The 19836-nt window shown below is 39.5% G+C and carries 17 protein-coding genes and 1 tRNA gene; 9 read left to right on the top strand and 9 right to left on the bottom strand.

Going from position 1 to position 19836, the window contains the following annotated elements:
• Window positions 1-241 precede the first annotated feature (241 nt).
• The 7 genes from HMAT_RS21005 to HMAT_RS20975 form a co-directional block, all read right to left on the bottom strand.
• The gene (locus HMAT_RS21005; protein WP_104384818.1) at window positions 242-1288 is read right to left on the bottom strand and encodes an aminotransferase class I/II-fold pyridoxal phosphate-dependent enzyme; all 1047 of its coding nucleotides are present in this window, start codon (window positions 1286-1288) and stop codon (window positions 242-244) included.
• A gap of 282 nt (window positions 1289-1570) precedes the next feature.
• Window positions 1571-2539 carry a D-2-hydroxyacid dehydrogenase family protein gene (locus tag HMAT_RS21000; protein WP_104384817.1) on the bottom strand — a complete coding sequence of 323 codons (969 nt, stop codon included), beginning with the start codon at window positions 2537-2539 and terminating at the stop codon, window positions 1571-1573.
• A 514-nt stretch (window positions 2540-3053) separates the two neighbouring features.
• Complete coding sequence (locus HMAT_RS20995) at window positions 3054-3518, bottom strand: hypothetical protein (RefSeq protein WP_104384816.1); 465 nt, start codon at window positions 3516-3518, stop codon at window positions 3054-3056.
• A gap of 10 nt (window positions 3519-3528) precedes the next feature.
• Window positions 3529-4005, bottom strand: coding sequence for a hypothetical protein (locus tag HMAT_RS20990; RefSeq protein ID WP_233789478.1), 477 nt, complete (start codon window positions 4003-4005; stop codon window positions 3529-3531).
• Between the two features lie 142 nt (window positions 4006-4147).
• Complete coding sequence (locus HMAT_RS20985) at window positions 4148-5278, bottom strand: SH3 domain-containing protein (RefSeq protein WP_104384815.1); 1131 nt, start codon at window positions 5276-5278, stop codon at window positions 4148-4150.
• Between the two features lie 152 nt (window positions 5279-5430).
• Window positions 5431-6213 (bottom strand): CPBP family intramembrane glutamic endopeptidase, encoded by a 783-nt coding sequence (locus HMAT_RS20980; RefSeq protein WP_104384814.1) that lies wholly within the window; start codon window positions 6211-6213, stop codon window positions 5431-5433.
• Between the two features lie 111 nt (window positions 6214-6324).
• A complete protein-coding gene (locus HMAT_RS20975; protein WP_104384813.1) occupies window positions 6325-7269 on the bottom strand; it encodes a LytTR family DNA-binding domain-containing protein in 945 nt (314 codons plus the stop codon).
• A 217-nt stretch (window positions 7270-7486) separates the two neighbouring features.
• Here HMAT_RS20975 and HMAT_RS20970 point away from each other — a divergent pair, with 217 nt between their 5' ends.
• The 5 genes from HMAT_RS20970 (at window position 7487) to HMAT_RS20950 (ending at window position 13903) form a co-directional block, all read left to right on the top strand.
• On the top strand, window positions 7487-8821 hold the full coding sequence (locus HMAT_RS20970; RefSeq protein WP_104384812.1) for an amidohydrolase family protein: 1335 nt from the start codon (window positions 7487-7489) through the stop codon (window positions 8819-8821).
• 180 nt (window positions 8822-9001) lie between these two features.
• A complete protein-coding gene (locus HMAT_RS20965) occupies window positions 9002-9811 on the top strand; it encodes a hypothetical protein (RefSeq protein WP_104384811.1) in 810 nt (269 codons plus the stop codon).
• Complete coding sequence (locus tag HMAT_RS20960) at window positions 9811-10575, top strand: methyltransferase domain-containing protein (RefSeq protein WP_104384810.1); 765 nt, start codon at window positions 9811-9813, stop codon at window positions 10573-10575. Before HMAT_RS20965 ends, HMAT_RS20960 begins: the two co-directional genes overlap by 1 nt.
• A 10-nt stretch (window positions 10576-10585) precedes the next feature.
• On the top strand, window positions 10586-12736 hold the full coding sequence (locus HMAT_RS20955; RefSeq protein WP_104384809.1) for a 7TM diverse intracellular signaling domain-containing protein: 2151 nt from the start codon (window positions 10586-10588) through the stop codon (window positions 12734-12736).
• Between the two features lie 81 nt (window positions 12737-12817).
• Window positions 12818-13903 carry an ATP-binding protein gene (locus HMAT_RS20950; RefSeq protein ID WP_104384846.1) on the top strand — a complete coding sequence of 362 codons (1086 nt, stop codon included), beginning with the start codon at window positions 12818-12820 and terminating at the stop codon, window positions 13901-13903.
• 25 nt (window positions 13904-13928) lie between these two features.
• Here HMAT_RS20950 and HMAT_RS20945 read toward each other — a convergent pair whose 3' ends face one another.
• Both HMAT_RS20945 and HMAT_RS20940 read right to left on the bottom strand, forming a co-directional pair.
• Complete coding sequence (locus HMAT_RS20945; RefSeq protein WP_104384808.1) at window positions 13929-14393, bottom strand: response regulator; 465 nt, start codon at window positions 14391-14393, stop codon at window positions 13929-13931.
• Between the two features lie 243 nt (window positions 14394-14636).
• Window positions 14637-14709, bottom strand: a tRNA-Lys gene (locus HMAT_RS20940).
• Between the two features lie 221 nt (window positions 14710-14930).
• Here HMAT_RS20940 and HMAT_RS20935 point away from each other — a divergent pair.
• From HMAT_RS20935 to HMAT_RS20920, 4 genes are all read left to right on the top strand, one after another.
• Window positions 14931-16064: a tyrosine-type recombinase/integrase gene (locus HMAT_RS20935; RefSeq protein ID WP_104384807.1), complete on the top strand. Its 1134-nt coding sequence runs from the start codon at window positions 14931-14933 to the stop codon at window positions 16062-16064.
• 88 nt (window positions 16065-16152) lie between these two features.
• The gene (locus HMAT_RS20930) at window positions 16153-17229 is read left to right on the top strand and encodes a hypothetical protein (RefSeq protein WP_104384806.1); all 1077 of its coding nucleotides are present in this window, start codon (window positions 16153-16155) and stop codon (window positions 17227-17229) included.
• A 119-nt stretch (window positions 17230-17348) separates the two neighbouring features.
• The gene (locus HMAT_RS20925; protein WP_104384805.1) at window positions 17349-17870 is read left to right on the top strand and encodes a hypothetical protein; all 522 of its coding nucleotides are present in this window, start codon (window positions 17349-17351) and stop codon (window positions 17868-17870) included.
• A gap of 32 nt (window positions 17871-17902) precedes the next feature.
• Entirely contained in the window at window positions 17903-19723 is a 1821-nt protein-coding gene (locus tag HMAT_RS20920; RefSeq protein WP_104384804.1) for a hypothetical protein, read from the top strand.
• The last annotated feature ends 113 nt before the right edge of the window (window positions 19724-19836 follow it).

Here is a 19836-nt window from a genome sequence, read left to right as displayed (position 1 = left end):
TTTACTGTAATTATTTATTTTTCAACCCTTAAGCCAACTAATGTTTGGGGATGCAAAAGTATTGTTTTAAAATGAGGAATGGAAATTATTTAAATACTTTTTTGATAAATAAGCTTCCAAAAGCCAAACATTTACAATCAATTAACGAGATTTCACATCGAGCAAACCGCTAAATAAGTTTCAAAATTAACAACAATTTCCTAATTTACAACAAGTTGATTCAATGGATGTCATAAAAAAATCAAGATATGCCAATTGCATGACTAATACGTTCCAAATCTTCGCGAGTATGATGTGCATTGACAACAATTCTATTCAATAATGGATCTGTAGGAAGGGGATAAGGGAAACTAGAGACCAATATACTTGCTTCCATTAGCCTTTCATAGAGACTAATATCATTGGAAGAGAAGACCGGAAAATTAGCGACGGTATTTAAATATCCTTTTGAAAGTGATGCGAAATAAAGAATATTTTCCTGCAATTTTTCAAATTGCTTGCGATAGATCTGCTCCCCATTTACAAAAGCATAAAGACTCGCGGGGGAACTCGGGGAGGCACCCGTATAAAAGTTTGATTTTTTAAACTCCGCAATCCGTTTCTGGCTAGCCAAGATTAGTCCTGCATCTGTCGCTAATCCCTTGGCCAGGGAGGCCACGACAATCAGTTCAATATTTGCGTCTAGAAAATCACGTTCAGTTAAAGAAATTCCATTTTCAGACAACACACCGATACCATGAGAATCATCCAGTACTAAAGTCACTCGTTTATCTGCCGCAATTGTACCAAAGACCGAAAAGTCGTACCGCTCGGGCTTCATGTTATCCAGGCTATTACTGACGACGACAAATGAAGTCGCTTTGGATTGATTGATATACTCGACAGTACGTAGGCTCCAGTCCCTAAAATCGCCCGTTATACCGGGGTTTGCGTCAAGCCATAGCGCGGGATGACTGGAGGGAGCATAAAGCAGCTCGCCTTCATTTGACAACATTTTGACAACAAATTGCGTTGCCAGGTAACCGCTTGATAGCAATAGTCCAGCCTCAAATCCAAATCGCCCTGAAGCATATGCTTCAGCTTGGTCGAATATAGCTTGCTGAACATTGTTACTGCGAGATGTCCCGTTATTAATGCCATACCGTTTTATCCCCTCGATAAAAAGTTCGGTGTATGCTCTGTCCGTCGCCAGCCCAAGATAGGAAGTCCCTCCAAAAAAGAGATATTCCTTTCCATCCAAGTAGATGGATCGCCCGGTAGGCTGGTCAAGTTTTGTAAAATTTTTCATTTAATTCTCTTATCCCCAAATAGCCCTTCTTTTAAATTTTCAATTACCAGGGGGTGCGCTTTTACTTTTGGAAAATTTGATTTCAGTCAATAATACACATTTAGATTGACACCGGTCAACTATAACAGAAACATTCATTTTCCATTCCTCTGATCAGCTATACAACGTGAATGACGTTTCAAGCACCATTCCACTGGATAGTGTGCCATTTATTTACTTATAGACAAAAGGGAAATTTTGATACACAAACCTATTTTAGCCGCGAGACCCGATCGGTGCGGGTTAACTCGTCAGTACCTCCGGGTTGGCAATATGCTGCGGCGTTCCTTGTGCGAAAGCAACAATATTTTCAAAAGCTGGCTTAAACAGCTTTTCATAACCATTCGCCTCCACGTACCCCAAATGTGGGGTACAAATAACATTGGACATCTGCAGCAATGGATAATTCGGATCCCTGATTGGTTCAGACTCGTACACGTCCACCGCAGCGGCGCCGGGCGTTCCACTTTCCAATGCGTCCAGCAGCGCACCTTGTTCCACCAACTCAGCCCGCGAAGTATTGACGAATAGCGCTGACGGCTTCATCGAACGTAGATCTTCCAATTTTACTATACCTCGGGTTTCTGGCACCAACCTCAGGTGCAGCGTTACCACATCCGCAAAATGGAAGAAATCCGATTTACTAGATGCAGCTAAGAATCCGTCCTTCACAGCTTCTTCTCTAGAGCGCTCACTCCCCCAAACGATCACCTGCGCACCAAATGCTTTGGCATATTGGGCAACCAGCCGACCGATCTTACCATAACTCCATATACCGATTGTTTTTCCTGCCACGGACTGACCGATATTCGTCTGCCATTGCCCTGATTTCATTGCTTCAATCGCTTGCGGCAGCTTCCGTAAGCCATGCATAATTAATAGCCAAGTCAGTTCGGCAGGAGCAGTCGGGGATCCGACACCCTCTGCAACAGCAACCTGATAAGCACTGCAGGCAGCCAGATCAAGATGGTTGGAAATTTTACCGGTTTGGCTGATGAGCTGGAGATTTGGAAGTCTGCTGAGCAGATCAGCAGAGATTTTCGTTCGCTCTCTGATTAGCACCAGCGCTTCTGTATTCTTAAGCTTTTCCGCTAATTCTTGTGGATCTGTATAGGATTGTTTCAATATCTGAACATCGTGACCATCAAGTATTTTGAAACAATCCAGCTGTCGGACAGCATCTTGATAGTCATCTAAAATGGTAATTCGCATCTTTCTGTGACTTAATTTACACCGCTCGTTATGGCGACCGGTTTTCATTTCAGACATTAATTTACAGCATAAAATCGAAATACTACATTTCGTCATGATATTTTGACATTTCATCTACTCTTTTTCGTAAAAGCAGCTGTGTCAGCCCATATTCGGATAAAAATCCATCAAATGAAGCTGCTATTAGTCTTATTTTTTTTACCATTAATATCGTTTTTCCCAATCTGTCCTCAAAGGAAGGGTATTGGAAAAAAATAGCAAACCGATCTATTTAGCCAATGTTTATATTGACGGAACCTACGACTGAAGCACAACGGATAGTCTCGGAAATTTTACTTTTGAAACCAATGAGCAGGGTCCGAAAACAATAAAAGTCTCTGTCATAGGCCCTGTCCTATACGGCACGTACATCAGCTCAAAAAAGGTTTTTTAAATACTTCAGGCAGAGAAAATTTTCGACTCATTTTCTTTTTGATTCAGAGCAATCAGACAGAAGACGTGAAAGCGAAAAAAATTACATGTTGAGCCTATAGTTCAGCGGAATACTGAATCTTAGGGACACGGCAAATCCTTTCATTGGCCGATAATCCGTTTTGTCTTTGATCGAAAAACCATACCCAAAATCAATATCTAAAAGCGTAGCTAGGCTAACGCCAACTTTTGGGGTGAAAGTATAAGGCGTTACTTCCGCACGTACAAATGGAGTCAGCACGTAGGTTTGTGGATAATACGTTAGCGCGGCCTCGGGAATGACTGCAAATTTCTTTTGCGTCCAGGTGAAGTTGGCAGTGGCATCCGCCCGCAAGATATTATCGCCTGAAAATGGAAATGCAAAATAAGCGCCCGTTTTTATAATACTCCCTTTTTGGAATTGATAACTCAGCGTAGGACCGATCAAATGATCCTGTGCCGTAGCCTTTTTTCCAAAAGCAAGCAAAATAACCATACTGCCGATCCAAAGTATACTTCTATTTTGCATAATCCATCATTTAATAAAGATGAAAATTCAGGGGTATATTCACCCCCACAGACACCGTAAAACCATCTATTGGCCTAAAATTCTTTTTCGTGTTATAATCAAATCCGTAACCTATACCCAGGTCGACGATTGAGAATAAACTTGCCCCAACTTTGGGTGTGATGGTATAAGGGGTCAATTCGGCCTTGACAAATGGGAACAGGACAAAGTCATTCAGATAATAGGTAAAGCCCACCTCGGGAATGACGGTCGTTTTGTTGTCCATCCAGCTGAAATTTGCACCAGCGTCTATTTTCATGTACTGAAAGTCGTTCGGTGCAAATAGGCCCCAACCAGAAACTTTTAGAAAATTGCCACTTTGGTATTGGTATCCCACTGAAGGGCCCCAGATCCAGCTGTTATGCTCCCGCCAAGGCTTATTTTGAGCCTTTACCAGAAAGAATGAACAACATAGCGCAGCAAATAACAGTAGTGTTTTTAGTTTCATCCAGCTAAATTACAAACTATAATCTATTTTATTGAATACAACAGGTGCGTCCCAGAATAGTTTTACCTAAAACAGAAAAATAGCGTCCATCCAGTCGATATCCGCAAATTAAATCGACATGGAGTCCTCTTTGGCTCCATCTTTAATGCTCAAGCAACTTGATTCTAACAAATTGGGAGCGTTCGCTTAAGGATCCATCTTCACCCCAATAACCATTTACGTGATTGGCCGCTGTGTAAATATGTCCATCTTTGCCCCAGAACATCAGCTCCTCTTTCCAGGTCGGCATCCATTCTTTAAAACTTACTGAAATCATCGGGATCACCTTTCCCTGTTTCACGTGGAAGACTTGCAGGTCACCCGTTGATTCATAGGGATCCGCATGCAAAGTCATCAAATATTTTTTATCCGCGGAAAAGAAAGGATAATCGCCGCATTCCACAATAAGATGACCATCCTGCCGATCAAAAAGGCGTACATCAGCACTTTCCCAATAGTTGCCCGCGACGGCAAAAGCATTCAGAAAATCGTAATGCCCCATGTACGAATAGCTAGATTCCAGCTCATTATCAATATCCTTATCTGTAAAAGTCAGTTTTTTCCCGTTTGCCAGCGGCAGTTCTAAAATCTTTCCGTTTTTAGTATAGGACAGCGTATCTTTGATCAAATAATTTTCTACCGTATTTCGGGCGGCTAAAAACGTTTGTTCATCTATTAATTCCACAAAAAGATATTTATCCAATGGATGCCCTTTTTCATAATAGCTTTCTTTTCCGTTCACGGTCTGTGAGACAATAATATTTAAATCCTTGGGCGATATTGTTATTTTATCCTGTTTGCCCAATTTAGATTTCGCCACATATACTTTTTCCCATCTTGTTACATCATTGGCTTCGCCATTAGCCCCTTTATAATCCCGTTGAATACGATCCATCACTGCAATCCACTCACCTTCCTCACCGATCACGTCCAGTTTTGTCCCAAAAGGATATTTTCCAAGCGCTGGAGCATTTTCATCTGCACCCTGGCGCAAAACCACGCCAGCACGATCGATCACATACAGATTTTTCAAGACCTTTGTCTGATCATAGTTGATCGGCAAGGGCGGAAATTTCTCCGCTGTCGCGGTATCTTTGATCGCACTCACATCCATTTGTGCCGAATCTTCCTTCTGGGTGGTCTTCTTTTTTGTTCCGTCACCACAGCTTGACATCCCCATCAAAATAGTACTTCCGACAAGCATATACGCAGGTAAAAATAGCAGTCTTTTCATATAGGTGAAGATAGCGATTCCCGTGCCGAAAAAAAATACTGGTATTCAGGGGTTCTCTTCTATTGCCATAAATTCGGAAAGGTCCATAAGGCGAACCTACCAATATCGGGCAAAAGCCAATGTAGACTCCCGAAGCTTCGCGCTTCCGAATTTTATACCTTGCGCCAAAGTGTCTTCCGATTTACCAGGAGACCGTTATGGCTATTCTTGGCTCTGATTACTGTCAATACTATAATTAGAGCGATCGTCAAAAAGCGGAAGATATTAGCATACCAATTGCCTGCAGCATTGTCGTCGACATTAAATAGCATCCAGGCCAGATTCATCAATATATGTAGGGCTACCGGAACCCAAAGATTGAACTTCCACTCGGTATATAACCAGGCAAACAATACCGATCCTAAAAATGTTGTCGCGAAAATGAGTACCAATTCCATCGGATCCTGACTTTGATATAGATGTAGTAAGGCAAATATCAACGAAGTCGCCAGAATAGCGGGAATAAAACCCAGGCGTGTATAACGGTAAACAAGACCAAAAAAATAAGCCCTAAAGATAAGTTCTTCAAACAGCCCCGCGGAGAGGGTATTAATAACCAAAAAGTTGAAATCGGGCTGCCTGATCAAAGAAAACCTAAATGCATAGCCGATAAACATTGGGAGTGTTGTCAATGCAGCGATACCTATTCCCAATGCAGGAGATTCATTTATTCCAAATTTAGACATCAGTGTATCCTGATCTTTAGGTCTGAGCAAAAGCGCACCCAAGAGCAAAGGCAGCAGACTGAGGACATAGGTTACCATGTGGGCCAGCGCCCTGTTGTGAAGAACGCCGGTTATCCGGGACTGAACAGACGTAAAAAATAACTGATCTAGGCCAAAGTAAATCCCGAAGAAAAAAAACAAAACAAGTAGGTTGAAATTTGTACGATTCATATTTTTTGGGACAAAACTATATGGCAATGTCAGGACTGACAAAAATATGTGGCGGTTCGCCCGATTAAGGGACGAATGGTATAAGTTGTCCCAGGAACCAATTAAACCGCATCATTTCAATAAGTAGGCCTTTACGGCAGGGAGCATCGAACGCGATACCAGCGCATATTCGTCCCTATCAGCGAAACGTAGCACAAAGCCCTTTGCATTGCCCTCCTTGGCCAGGATCTTGTCGAAATTGACCAAATATGATCTGTGGCAGCGGTGAATATTTGCATCTGTCAACTGCTCTGCTAGCTTTCCCAAAGTGATCCGGATAATCTCTTTTTTGGCTATTTTATTTTCATAAAAATAGACCTCACAATAATTATCCATGGATTTGGCAAATATAAAATCCTGTTGGCCAAAATATAAAAGCTGACTTCCATTAGCAAGACAGACCATAGTGCTGTTATCAGAAACAACGGCATACTGATCCGCTAAGCTCGCCACTAGTGGAGCGGTGGGGGTATGAGCGGTGGGGTGCGATATACGCTGCGCTGGTAAGCTTACCCGTATCGGCAAAACTGGACTCAGCGTAACAGGGACCGATACAGGCGTAGTCAGTCTGCCCCGATCCGTTTTTATGAGCGCTAAAAAATAAATCAGTCCGATGGGCACATAGAGCGACAAGGTATAAAGTCCCATATACAGCAAGTTGATCCATTGCATAGGCACCCGGCTCACAATACAACTATTGTATAAAAAATTTAATATTGTCGCTGCTACGTATACCAACAACATACGCAGAAATTCTTTTTTTAGCGTCCATTCCTTCCCGCTGGACAATAAGACAGTGGTGAATAGGTAAGATAAGGTGAAAATACCCCCATAGCCCATCAATAGTATATATTTTCCTGCATCCTCAAAATTGTAGGTACCAAAAGGCTGAAAAATGATTAAAAATAGATAACAGGATCCCCCGAGCAAAAAAGCGTATCGCAGCGATGTCCGGAGAGAAAATATTCCCGGAATGACCTGTTGTTGCTGCCTAAACCATCGATTTAAATTGATCATAATCAGCGCTGAATTTACTAAAAATTTAGCGCTGATTATAACACTTTTTGATCGTACAGCGCCCTCAATAACTAATTATAGCGAAATATTATTAAACTATAATAAAGAAATATCCAAATTATATCTAACTTAGGAAATAGATTTCATCAAATAGACCTTTTATGCGGTCTGATGACTATAGTCATAGTATTATTTAAACACATTATATTTTATAATTATGCGTTTACGTCATGTACTTACCTTCTTTTTCTGTGCTTGCAGTATCCATACTTTAATAGCACAGCAGAAACAGATCCTTTTGGAAAATGTTAAACTCATAGATTATGAAAGCCAGCGCCTTAGCGGCCTGAAGCACGTTCTGATCAATGGCAACACAATTCAAACGATTAGTGCTACGCCCATTAAGACCACGGGAGCCGAAATTGTAAAGATAGATGCCAAAGGCAAAACATTACTACCCGGATTGATTGATGCCCATGTGCATTTGGTCTTTGGGTCACTTACAATGCCACAGATGATGACAAACGATCTTTCGGAGGAATTTCTGGTTAACAAGGTCGGCCAATCAGCGCAGAAAATGCTCATGCGTGGATTTACGAGTGTGCGTGATTTGGGCGGGCCAATATTTCCATTGAAGGCAGCTATTGACAAGGGTAAACTAATCGGTCCCAGGATCTGGCCTTCCGGAGCTACGATAAGCCAAACTGCAGGACATGGTGATTTTAGGACACCAGAGGAAAAATCGCGTAGATTCTTCGGCATTGTTTCACGCGCCGAAAGATATGGAGCCACTTTTATCGCCGACGGACGCGATGAGGTACTGACGGCCGTCAGGGAAAATTTACGGTTCGGCGCCAGTCAGATCAAACTGATGGCCGGCGGAGGCACTTCTTCGGCATATGACCCTGTGGATGTTACGCAATATACCCTAGATGAGATGAAGGCGGCGGTAGAAGCAGCAGAAGATTGGGGCACTTATGTTACCGTACATGCCTATACCCCTAGGGCGATACGCCGCGCGGTCGAAGCAGGGGTAAAGTGCGTCGAGCATGGACAGCTATTGGATGAGGAAACACTGCAGCTTCTTGCAGATAAAAATATTTGGCTCAGCTTACAAAATTTGGTCGAAGACACTCCCGATATGGATCCGCAAAGGCGAATAAAACGCAAGCCCGTTATCGAAGGCCAGGAAAAAGTATGGCCTCTGGCCAAGAAGCACGGCGTTAAGCTCGCCTGGGGAACCGACTTTCTTTTTGAACCCGATCTGAACGATCTGCAAAATTCATTTATCCTGCGTCTTCAAAAATGGTTTACGAATGCTGAGATCATTAAAATGGTTACCCAAGACAACGCGGAACTGTTACAGCTTGCAGGCTTACGGAGCCCATATCCCGGCAAACTAGGCGTGATCGAAGAAGGAGCTTTGGCCGATATGCTTTTGGTCGATGGCGATCCGCTCCAGGATTTAACACTGCTGGCCGATCCAGCCAAAAATTTTCTCCTTATTGTCAAAGACGGACAAATCTATAAGGATAGTTTGCAAAAACGTTGATAGGTCAATCCAGGCTGGTCCAATTCTTTATCTATATAATTGATTTTTATGGATCGGGCCAGTCGTACACGTATTTTTTTGTAAAAGGCAGATCATAAAGATGTTTATTTGTCAAAGCTTTAAACACCTTTGCTTTTTATTGATTAGTTTTGTGTTTCAACGATAAATTAAAGCATTTCGGTGGCATTATTATTCAACGAAGGACGTCCTGTAGTTAGACTAAGAGCATTTCGTGCTATAGACGATCCTAAGACCTGTGAACGTTTTATAGAGGGACATGCTCATGTCTTGACAGCAATAGGTGTCAAGAAAGTTACGTCATCCAAGAACGAATGGATGTACAATCCGGCATCATTCGTCCTTATTGTAGAATCTCTTGATGGTGAGAAGGTATATGGAGGTGTTCGGATACATGCCGCCGGGGGAAGTGAGCCATTGCCGATAGAACAGGCTACAGGTGCCATGGATGCCCGGATCTACGATTTAGTATACGACTACGCATTACACGGTACCGGCGAAGGCTGCGGGCTATGGAACTCGCGTGAGATCGCGGGATATGGGATCGGCAGTATTTTCCTCACTAGGGCCGGAGCAGCCATCAGTACCCAGATCGGGATCAAATCGCTATTTGCCCTGTGTGCTCCATATACAGTAAAACTAGCGGAAAGTGTGGGTTACCGCATAGATACCAGCGTCGGTAACAATGGTACTTTTTATTATCCCAAATTAGATTTAGTGGCGACAGTCATGATCATGAGAAATCTGGATACGTTGACTGAAGCCGATCAGGAAAATAAGGAGGCTATTTTCTCCCTCCGAAACAATTCTAATATTGTTCGGATAGAAACCCTGCGAAATAAAGAAATTGAAATTCACTATCAAATAGACATTCCCAACCTGGACCGTTGGGATCTTGAAGAAGTCATAAAAAATTTGCAACACACATCGGCAGATCTCAAAGCAGATCATCGCAATCTAAATATTTTGTAATGGACACTAAACACTATGGCGCCGGTTATTTACAGGATACCGGAGACTTTCTCAAGCAATTAAAAATACATTCCTATTCTCCTTTCAGTACGATCAAAGAAGGGCTCGTGGCCGAGTTGGGCTGCGGTACCGGAATGGATGCTATTAACCTGGCCAATATGTTGGGAAGTGATGTCCAGGTGGTCGGCGTTGACCATGATGCGAAATTGATTGATCATGCGAAATCAGGTAGTGACGGAATCAGTAATGTTAATTTCGTCCAGGGTGAGGTATATCAACTCGGTTTCGAAGATGAGGCTGTTTCCGGAGTTCGTATGGAACGTCTTGTCCAGCATTTGACCGACCCACAAAAGATGTTTCGCGAGGTATATCGCATATTGGGCAAGGGACAACCTGTAGTTATCGTTGAAACCATCTGGAATAGCCTGACTTTTTACACCCAGCACGTAGGCATAGAAGCCAAGATCTGCCATTATTTGACCGAAGAAAAGGTCAACAATGGCTGGGCGGGCAATAAGCTGACAGCAGACCTCCTTGCAAATGGATTTCAAGATGTTCAACTGCAAACATTCTGTATGGTGACACGTTCAAAAGAAGAAGCCAACCGCTATCTGTTTTTGGACAGAATCCTTTTGGAGATGTTCGAAAAAGATAAATTAAGTCAAGCAGAATATGATGATTTCCAAAAAACATTGAAACAATTGGATGAAACTGGCTGTTTTTTAGTGTCAATGAATCTCGTCATCGCCCTGGCAAAAAAATAGCAGCTTAAAAATGAAGTGCTGGTTTCCCCTGATCTGTCTGTATATTCTCGCATGCCTGCCGTCGCGAGCACAGCTCACCATTGACCATCCCGGACAGCGGCTACTAGTCGGTCATCAGCTGGAGCGCTATACAGGAACAGGAGATGTTGCATTTTCAACCATTTTATCTTCATCGGACTTTCAACCCCTAAATAATGAGGTGCCAAACTTAGGCACCTCATCTGACGCCATCTGGCTTCGCCTTCCTATAAAAAATAGCAGCGAAAAAGATTTAGATTTTCTATTAGAAATTGCTTATCCGTTATTGGATGAGGTTGAATTATATAGCCCGTCCGAGAATGGCTCTTATCAATCCATGAAACTTGGGGAGCATCAAAATTTTTCCATTCGAAAATATAAAGTTCCGAACTATGTATTTGACATTCATCTACCCAGCCAGACGGAAAAGACTTTTTTTGTTCGTATAAAAAGTACCGAGCAGATTATATTACCCATCTACTTGAGTAGCGAGCGACAATTTGTGACGCAGATGAATAACGATAGCCTCATTAGTGGCATCTATATCGGGATAGTGCTCATTATGGCGATATACAATCTCTTTCTATTTTTCTCTGTCAGGGACAAGGGATACCTATATTATGTGTTATATGTCCTCTGTGCGGGGGTCACCCAAATGGGCATCAAAGGATATAGTTTTCAGTATCTATGGCCCTCCTGGCCTTACTTTGCAACCAAAGGCCCCATTATATTCGGTTGTATATCGGGGCTAAGTGCGCTTTTATTTGCAGATTCATTTCTCCAGTTAAAGAAAAATGCGCCTCGATCAAGACGGATAATCAGCATTTTTATTACTTTGTTTGCCCTTGGTACCATCTTGGCATTGACCAATTTAACACAATTTGCATTTTTTGTGATGCAGGTGACCACTGGAGCTGGCTCGTTATTCGTTCTCTACTTATCCTATCGTATTATGATAAGTGGCTATAGACCAGCAAAATACTTTGTTTATGGATGGACCGTCTTACTCCTAGGATCCGTTGTGTTTTTGTTAAAAGATTATGGAATATTAGACTATAATAACTTTACGAGCAACGCTGTGCAGATTGCCTCGGTAATCGAAATGGCCTTACTGTCCTTTGGTCTGGCCTACAGTATCAATATACTCAAGCAGGAAAAAGAAGAATCTAGGCTACGAGAATTAGCGATTTCTTTGGAAAACGAGCGGCTCATCCGTGAGCAAAATGTGGTGTTGGAGCAAAAGGTCAGTGAACGGACACATGAATTAAAAGAATCCAATGCGTCATTGCAAATGACACTGACACATCTGAAAGAAGCCCAGTCACAATTGGTTGAAGCCGAAAAAATGGCCTCTTTGGGACAGTTGACCGCAGGAGTCGCACACGAAATCAATAATCCAATCAACTTCGTCACCTCAAATATAGCCCCCTTGAAAAGAGATATCGGGATGATCTGGGATACATTGGACGAAGTCGAACGTATTGCTTTCACGCCAGAGCTTTCCGATGACGAGAAACAATTACAGATCAAAAAATTCAAGGATGATCTGGACCTTGACTATCTGAAGACCGAAGTCGATTTCCTATTGAAAGGAATGCATGATGGAGCCCATCGTACGGCCGAAATTGTAAAAAGTTTACGTATCTTCTCACGTGTCGACGAGGACACATTAAAATTCGCCGATATCAACGAGGGTATAGCGTCCACAATGGTGATACTGAACAGTTTGATCAACGATACGATCGAAGTCGAAAAAAACTATGGCGAGCTTCCAATGGTAGAATGTCATGCGGGAAAACTGAACCAGGTATTTCTGAATATTATAACGAATGCGCTATATGCCATCAACAAAAAATTCGGCAATAACGGAGGAGGAAAGCTAGGGATAGAAACTGGACTTGCTGCGGATCAGTCCAGTATTTTTATTAAAATAGCAGACAATGGCATTGGTATTCCAAAAAACATTCAGGAACGTATCTTTGAACCTTTTTTCACGACGAAGGATGTCGGCGAGGGGACAGGATTAGGGATGTCCATCGCCTATAATACCATTGCCAAACATCATGGTAAGATTATTGTAGAATCAGAAGTGGGAGAGGGAACAGTCTTTACGCTACAACTCCCCATAGAACAAAAGAATTGATGCAAAAGTAAAACCCAATGAGTTCGATAAATTATGATTAATTTCGGTCATTTTGGGAAAATAAACCAGATTATAAAAATTATGCAGACGGAGCTTGAAATTTTATATATTGATGATGAGGCAAATAACTTAATTGGTTTTAAAGCGAATTTTAGATATGATTATGCCATTCATACTGCATCGAATACCGCCGAAGCCGAGACAATACTCCGCTCCAATCCGGATATCCGTGTGATCTTTTGTGATCAACGTATGCCCGAAGAATTGGGAATAGACTTTCTGCACCGCATCAAAAAAGATTTTCCAAAGCCTATCCGTATTTTATTGACCGCTTATGCTGACATGGATACAGTTATTGATGCGATTAATAAGGGCCATATCTTTCGCTTTGTCCGCAAGCCTTGGATGCGGGAAGAAATTATTTCAGCAATTGAAGAAGCAAATAAATTTTATGTTGCAAATTCGTTATTAGAGACAAAGAATCAGGAACTGCAGAAAGCGTACGATGAGCTGGATAAGTTTGCCTATAGTGTGAGCCATGATTTACGTGATCCGCTAACAGGAGTACTCTCTGCGGTAAAACTTGGGCTAGAATTTGACAATATAGACCGCATCCATGAATTACTTACCCTGATGGATAGTTCATTGGTCAGCCTAGATGCCTATATCGATAGCCTAAGGGACTATTATCTGCTTCGGAGAGGTGAGCTCATGCTCTCTGAAATTAATTTTGATGAACTTTTCGGCAATGTGAGACAGTTCTATAAAATGTATACTCAAAACAAAGACGTAACCTTTGATATCTGTGTTGAGCAAAAAGAATCGTTTAAATGTGACAAGGCTATTCTGGAATTGATTTTACACAATTTACTATCCAATGCCTTCAAATATCAGCAAAAGGGCCAAGCAAATCCATTCGTCAAATTATCCGTTGACGTATCTGGCAAGCAGGCGAAGATTGTAGTGAGTGATAATGGTATCGGTATTTCTCCCGAACACATCCATGATATTTTCAAACTGTTTTTTAGGGGCAGTGATCAGGCCAAAGGCATGGGATTTGGCTTGTATAACGTACAAAACGCGCTACTAAAGCTGCAGGGGACCATCGATGTGCAATCGCCTCCGGGAGCAGGGACGACATTTACGGTCAGTATACCGAGTAAATAGTTCTGCTTTCCTAAAAAAAAAGTTTTTAGGAAAGCAGTTTTTGTCGCAGCATAAACTCAAGTTGGTCATTGGACGATTCGAGTTTTGCATTCGTTTCGATTATTTTTTGTCGTTCTAGATACACCTCATACGCGCGCTGAATCGTTTCGTCCAGTTCCGCTTCGCTCCAAGGTTTATTGAGGTAATGGAATATCTTTCCTTTATTGACAGCATCGACCACCGCAGCCATATCAGTATACCCCGTTAAAAGTATCCGCATTGGAGCAGCATCAATCTTAATGATCTTCTCCAAAAACTCGACACCGGTCATTTCGGGCATCCGTTGATCTGTAATAATGATATTAATCGGATTATTTTTAACAAGATCAATTGCTTCGGCTCCACTGATGGCCGTAAATATCTTGTATTTTAAACGGAATGTCGCCTTGAAGGAAAACAAATTATTCTCCTCATCATCAACATACAATATTGAAATCTTCTTGTTTTCCATAAACTTTTTGTTTCCGGTACAAATTTACGGAATAAATTTACTGAATTAAGTAACAAGAAGGTAGTTTTTACAGAGTTGGCCCTTCAGGGAGCACGAAGAAGATCTAGAACATAAAAATTTCTTTCGCATACATCATGCATAAAACCAACCTGTTTAAAAGAGTCAAAATTAGATAAACGTATTGAAACTGCTTATAGGAACAAAAAAAGCCTTCTTACTTACGTAAAACGGCTTTTTTGAAAGTGACCCCGCTGAGGCTCGAACTCAGGACCCACAGATTAAGAGTCTGTTGCTCTACCAACTGAGCTACGAAGTCATTCGATAAACCAAATGTAAGGTTCACCGCAGAAAAAGTCAAGTGGAAAAGAATATTTTTTTGACTTTTATGACATTCAAGCGAGATTTTTGATCCTTTTGTAAATAGAAACAGCCTACCTATTGGTTACTTCGTTACATGCCCCTTATAACAATTACCTATACATAGAGATAGTTTAAATAGATGTAATTTATTGGGAGAACAGTGCGAGAACAACTATAATGATCAAAGCACAAATTTCAATATCCACTACCGATGACCTAACGAAACGCTCATACATCTATATCAAAATTGGAGATAAAAAATATAAAGAATATACGGGCATCAAACTAGGGCTAGACATACAGCCCAATTCCTCCATAACTATTAAGGAGCGCACAGAACAATTAAGACTTCTAGAGTATGAATTTAGAAAGGCTATAGAATTTGGTAAATACCCTGTTAACCAATCGAAACTAAGGATCAAAACAACAGAAAATACGCCTCTAAAAGAATTATTAGATATTGCAATAAACAATAAAAGAAAAGCAAACCTATCACCTAAATATGTTTACCATTTAGAAAAGCTCACCGAAAAATTAAAGCAATTTCTCTCACCCGAAGAATTGAACGGAAACATCAACAACTTACAACGATCTAGAATTCAAGAATACATGAACCAATTCAATTCAAGTGCTTCTAACTACATGATTTCTAGGCGCCATATAAAAGCGATCTTTGCCGAAATTGATAAAGATTTCGAATTTAACACCTCAATAATTAATAGAACAGATAAGAGAAAGGCAACACCAAAGCTACATCAAATATATTCGGACAACCAAATTAAAGAGGTATTGTCATTTCTCAAGACTAATCACAAAGACCTCTATCTTTGCTGTTTAATGAGCTATGGATGTTTATTACGCCCACATAATGAAATCAGATTGCTTAAACGTTACCATTTCAAAAATAACGTCACAGAGATACATCTTTCAGGAGATGAAAATAAAGGAAAGAAAATTAGAACAGTCCCAATACCTCATTATGTTAGAGAACTAATAATAGAAAGACTAGAAGGTCTATCATATGACGACAATCTATTTACAAGAAAGCCTGAAATTCATAACCCTTATTACTTTAGCACCGCTTGGACAAGAATGTTTAAGTTAATGGAGAAAGAAGGTATTATCGAGAAGAACCAAACTATCTATTCGTTTCGCCATACAGCTTCTGTAAACGTTTATAAGAAGACGAAAGACCTTCATATACTCCAACAGCTATTAGGACATTCGGACATGATTGTAACGCTTAAATACCTTCGTGGATTAGGTGTTCATAATGCGGATGAACTGAAACATGTGATGCCTGAACTCTAACATATCGAAAAACTGCACTTGAAAAGCCCATTCCATTTTATCGGAATAGGCTTTTTTTATTTATAATTGGTGCTTAAGACTAAATTTAATGGCACTTAAATACAAAAAAGAATCGTATGACCTTGAAGTAATATTTGATGATTATTTCCTAAAATACTTTAATCCTCTAGCTATCAAAGAAGAGACATTCAAGTTTGTACCTTTTACAAAGAAAAATAGCAAGGAGAAACCAAAAACTCTGGAGGAAATAAATCAAGAAGATTTTGAAAAGCAAAAAAGATCTAGGTGGGTTAATGGAGATTTCTATATTGCCACCTATATTGATTCGGATGGTGATGAAGAGTTTCATCCCGATTACGATGTATATGAATATGCAAGTCAAGTGCTATTTAAAATAGGTAAACATGAAATCGATAAGGAGCAAACAGAAAAGGTGGTTATGTTTGTTCATAATCTGCGTTTACTTCTTCTCCTATATAAAGCCGATCGTTGGAACAAAAGACTTGGTCTATTACATACAAGAGACCGCGATCTAACCTTATTCGAGGAGATAGAAAAGATTACCTATCTAAAACAGCTCTTGGATAAGTTAGAAAATTCAGAAAATTCAGAAATGATTCTTCGGAGGAAAGACGAATATGAAATTGTTATCACTTCGGAGAGCCAAAAAATTCCAGCAGAAGATTTCAAACCTATTCTTTTGCAATATGCCGAACGAAAGTATTATGAATTTATTCATAGATATAATGCCTACGGATATCTCCCATTAAAAGACATTAGCACAATTCGAAATAGGATATCAAAATTGCCCCAACAAGAAATAGCACAACCCAACAGTGACATTTCTTTTGCTATGAACATCCTGTCTGCGCAAAATATAAACCCATTCTTTACCTATTATTACTTTTCTAGGCTTGAAAGTCATTTAAACAGTCTGATTGCTTCTAAAAAGGAAGACCCTATCTACGAGTTCCTAAAGATTGCCGTTCCTGAACTGAACAGGGCTATCGAAGACAATGCTCATCCTAAGTTCAAGAAAAAAGACAAGCATCTATTACTATTTTCTCTTTTAAGGTCATCTAAATTTTTACCTGATAGAAAAGCTCTGGAACTAGATGGAATTGTGGATGTTAAAGAAGATTTTATAAAGCAACTACTACGCTAAACATACACTTTCCGAAAAAGGGGGTGATAGAAAATTAATCGTTTTTTATCACCCTTTTTTGCTTGCTCATCTTTGATTCAACAGTTCAGCAATGTCGCTGTTCTATAAAACAATTTAAGATGAAAAAGACTTCATTAAACGATTTATTGGGAACGAATTCTAGATTTCCAAAGTCTCAATATTTCATTACTCGCTTCAAAACTTTCAATGACAGATCGAGAGTACAGCTAGAAAAAGGGCTTCAACAGTTAAAGGATGCAAAATCCATTTCAGGATGTCTTATCGATTCCACGACTTACTTCACAACTATAACATTTAAAATTCAATTATCTAAAAATGAGCAAAGCCATGATGTTGTCTTACCCTATATAGATGGAATAGAAAAGCTAGATCAATGCAACGGAACCACTTTCAATCTTGCAGATTTACTGACGTATATCTTGAATCTGGAAGAACTAAATGAAATCTTCGAAGTAATCCCTGAGAAGACATATTGGGAAATACAAGATAAACTTAATGAGGAGACGAAGGAGGAATTGTTCGGAAATCCAGTTCTAGAACAAATCGAAAATGAAGCCTTATACTCCGAATTCATCGGTATTGAAGGGTACGAGGAAGAATCAGATCAATTTCTTTATTAAGCCGAGGTATTACACAGATTAAAATTTTCATCATGAAAGTCATTACAAAACATATAACCAAGGGACAATTTATCAAGGATATAATGTCTGAAATTCCCTCAAATATTCTCCTTTTCAAAAATATTACCGGTATCGGTGCCACCACATTAGAAATATTATCAGAAAGGCATTCAATCATTATCGAACCCTACAGTCCGGTCATGATAAATAAAAAAAGAAAACACTCAGATATATTTATTGTAAAGCACGGTATCGGCCGTGCGGACATTATTAAATATTTAAAGAATGATAAGATAAGGTTTAAAAAAATTGTGTCAACTCCTGAATCGTTTTCTAAAATCATGGATGCTTTTCGGATATTGAAAATCAATGTATATAAAGAATACTTTTTACTATTTGATGAATGTGAAACAACATGCAGAGATGTAAGCTTTAGACCAAAAATAGTTTTACCAATGAACGATTTTTTCAAATTCGATAAAAAAGCTTTTGTTTCAGCCACTGCTGTAATACCCCGTGATCCAAGATTCAAGGAGCAAGGATTTGAGATACATAACATTCTTCCTGATTTTGACATTAGCCATGATATTACACGCTATAAAACCAACAACTCAATTTATACAACAATGGAATTATTGGAAAAAGATGATTCTGAAAATAAACACTTTATATTCTTAAACAGTATCGATGCAATAACGACTTTGATCGAAAAATTGAAAATCCATAGCTTAAGCTCTATTTTTTGTGGAGAGAATGGCAAAGTCAAGCTAAAACGCGATAGTTACGCTCATGTTGGTTTAGAGATTGAAGAATCAAAGTTTTCCAAATATAATTTTTTTACGAGTCGCTTCTTTCGAGCTGTTGATATCGACGTACATGAGGATGTGAATATTTATATTATATCAGATCCAAATATATCCACCAATACACTTTTATCACAAGAAACAGATGTTACACAGATCATAGGTCGATTTAGGGATATGTCATTCAATAGAAATATTCAGGTGATTTCAACGACAAATGAAAAAACACCTTATATGACCGATCAGCAAATAGATACCTTTCTACAAGTAATTAAAGGCGTATACAATACAGTTAGTAAAGCGATAAGTACTATCTCCAAGGAAAACAATATTCCTAAAGCTGTCATAGAAGAATTCAAGAATATACTCAATTACAATATCTTTTTGCAACAAGATGGCAGTGTAAATCATTTTATGATTGATAATATTTATCACGACAACAGGATTAAAAGTCTTTATACCTGTCCTTATAAACTTGATAAAGCTTTTGAAGAAAGTCTGCTTTTTAATTCAAAAAACAAACGATACAATGTCAAAAACATTATTACAAGAAGTCATGAAAAAGGCAGTGATATGATTTATATTTATGGTGAACATAGACCTTATGCTGAAATTATGGATGAAATAATCGATGAACTGATGAAAGCAGAGAATCCAACTGATGCTTCGGAATCGAAAGAATTGAAATTTCTAAAATTAAAATATCAATCGCAGTTTCCTGAACTTATTGAAGCTTATGAATTAGTTGGTGGCGCAAAATTGCTGGAAGAGTGTCATTCAAAAAAAGGTGTACAGCGCTTAATAATGCAATACAAAAAAACCGAAGGAACCGGAAACTTTGAGTTTCTTAAAGATCTAAAGAAAATATTTTATACAGGCAAATTTGACACGGGAGTCAATTTAAGGAAATCATTTAGGGAGTTGATTCAAAAACATAAAATTGAAGGCCTATCCGATAGCTCGCAATCTTTACGAAATTTTGCCCAATTAAGTGGACAGACAAGAAAAAATGGTGTCCAAGGATATTATGTAATCGAACATAAGGTTTAGTTTTAGACTAACTTCTTGCCTATATTATATATAAATATAAACTAGTCTGGATTTTAGAAACTAAAAATAAGAGACAGTATTTTTAATAATAGAAAATACTGTCTTTATCCGTT

Source organism: Sphingobacterium sp. HMA12 (assembly GCF_002933815.1).
Lineage (GTDB): Bacteria > Bacteroidota > Bacteroidia > Sphingobacteriales > Sphingobacteriaceae > Sphingobacterium.
The sequence above is the reverse complement of the archived record's forward strand: the minus strand, read 5'-3'. Positions and strand labels throughout refer to the sequence as shown.

What these genes read in the sequence shown, in the direction of transcription:
- HMAT_RS21005 (WP_104384818.1), bottom strand. Translation starts at nt 1,288, where the DNA reads ATGAAAAATTTTACAAAACTTGACCAGCCTACCGGGCGATCCATCTAC.
- HMAT_RS21000 (WP_104384817.1), bottom strand. Translation starts at nt 2,539, where the DNA reads ATGCGAATTACCATTTTAGATGACTATCAAGATGCTGTCCGACAGCTG.
- HMAT_RS20995 (WP_104384816.1), bottom strand. Translation starts at nt 3,518, where the DNA reads ATGCAAAATAGAAGTATACTTTGGATCGGCAGTATGGTTATTTTGCTT.
- HMAT_RS20990 (WP_233789478.1), bottom strand. Translation starts at nt 4,005, where the DNA reads ATGAAACTAAAAACACTACTGTTATTTGCTGCGCTATGTTGTTCATTC.
- HMAT_RS20985 (WP_104384815.1), bottom strand. Translation starts at nt 5,278, where the DNA reads ATGAAAAGACTGCTATTTTTACCTGCGTATATGCTTGTCGGAAGTACT.
- HMAT_RS20980 (WP_104384814.1), bottom strand. Translation starts at nt 6,213, where the DNA reads ATGAATCGTACAAATTTCAACCTACTTGTTTTGTTTTTTTTCTTCGGG.
- HMAT_RS20975 (WP_104384813.1), bottom strand. Translation starts at nt 7,269, where the DNA reads ATGATCAATTTAAATCGATGGTTTAGGCAGCAACAACAGGTCATTCCG.
- HMAT_RS20970 (WP_104384812.1), top strand. Translation starts at nt 7,487, where the DNA reads ATGCGTTTACGTCATGTACTTACCTTCTTTTTCTGTGCTTGCAGTATC.
- HMAT_RS20960 (WP_104384810.1), top strand. Translation starts at nt 9,811, where the DNA reads ATGGACACTAAACACTATGGCGCCGGTTATTTACAGGATACCGGAGAC.
- HMAT_RS20955 (WP_104384809.1), top strand. Translation starts at nt 10,586, where the DNA reads ATGAAGTGCTGGTTTCCCCTGATCTGTCTGTATATTCTCGCATGCCTG.
- HMAT_RS20950 (WP_104384846.1), top strand. Translation starts at nt 12,818, where the DNA reads ATGCAGACGGAGCTTGAAATTTTATATATTGATGATGAGGCAAATAAC.
- HMAT_RS20945 (WP_104384808.1), bottom strand. Translation starts at nt 14,393, where the DNA reads ATGGAAAACAAGAAGATTTCAATATTGTATGTTGATGATGAGGAGAAT.
- HMAT_RS20935 (WP_104384807.1), top strand. Translation starts at nt 14,931, where the DNA reads ATGATCAAAGCACAAATTTCAATATCCACTACCGATGACCTAACGAAA.
- HMAT_RS20930 (WP_104384806.1), top strand. Translation starts at nt 16,153, where the DNA reads ATGGCACTTAAATACAAAAAAGAATCGTATGACCTTGAAGTAATATTT.
- HMAT_RS20925 (WP_104384805.1), top strand. Translation starts at nt 17,349, where the DNA reads ATGAAAAAGACTTCATTAAACGATTTATTGGGAACGAATTCTAGATTT.
- HMAT_RS20920 (WP_104384804.1), top strand. Translation starts at nt 17,903, where the DNA reads ATGAAAGTCATTACAAAACATATAACCAAGGGACAATTTATCAAGGAT.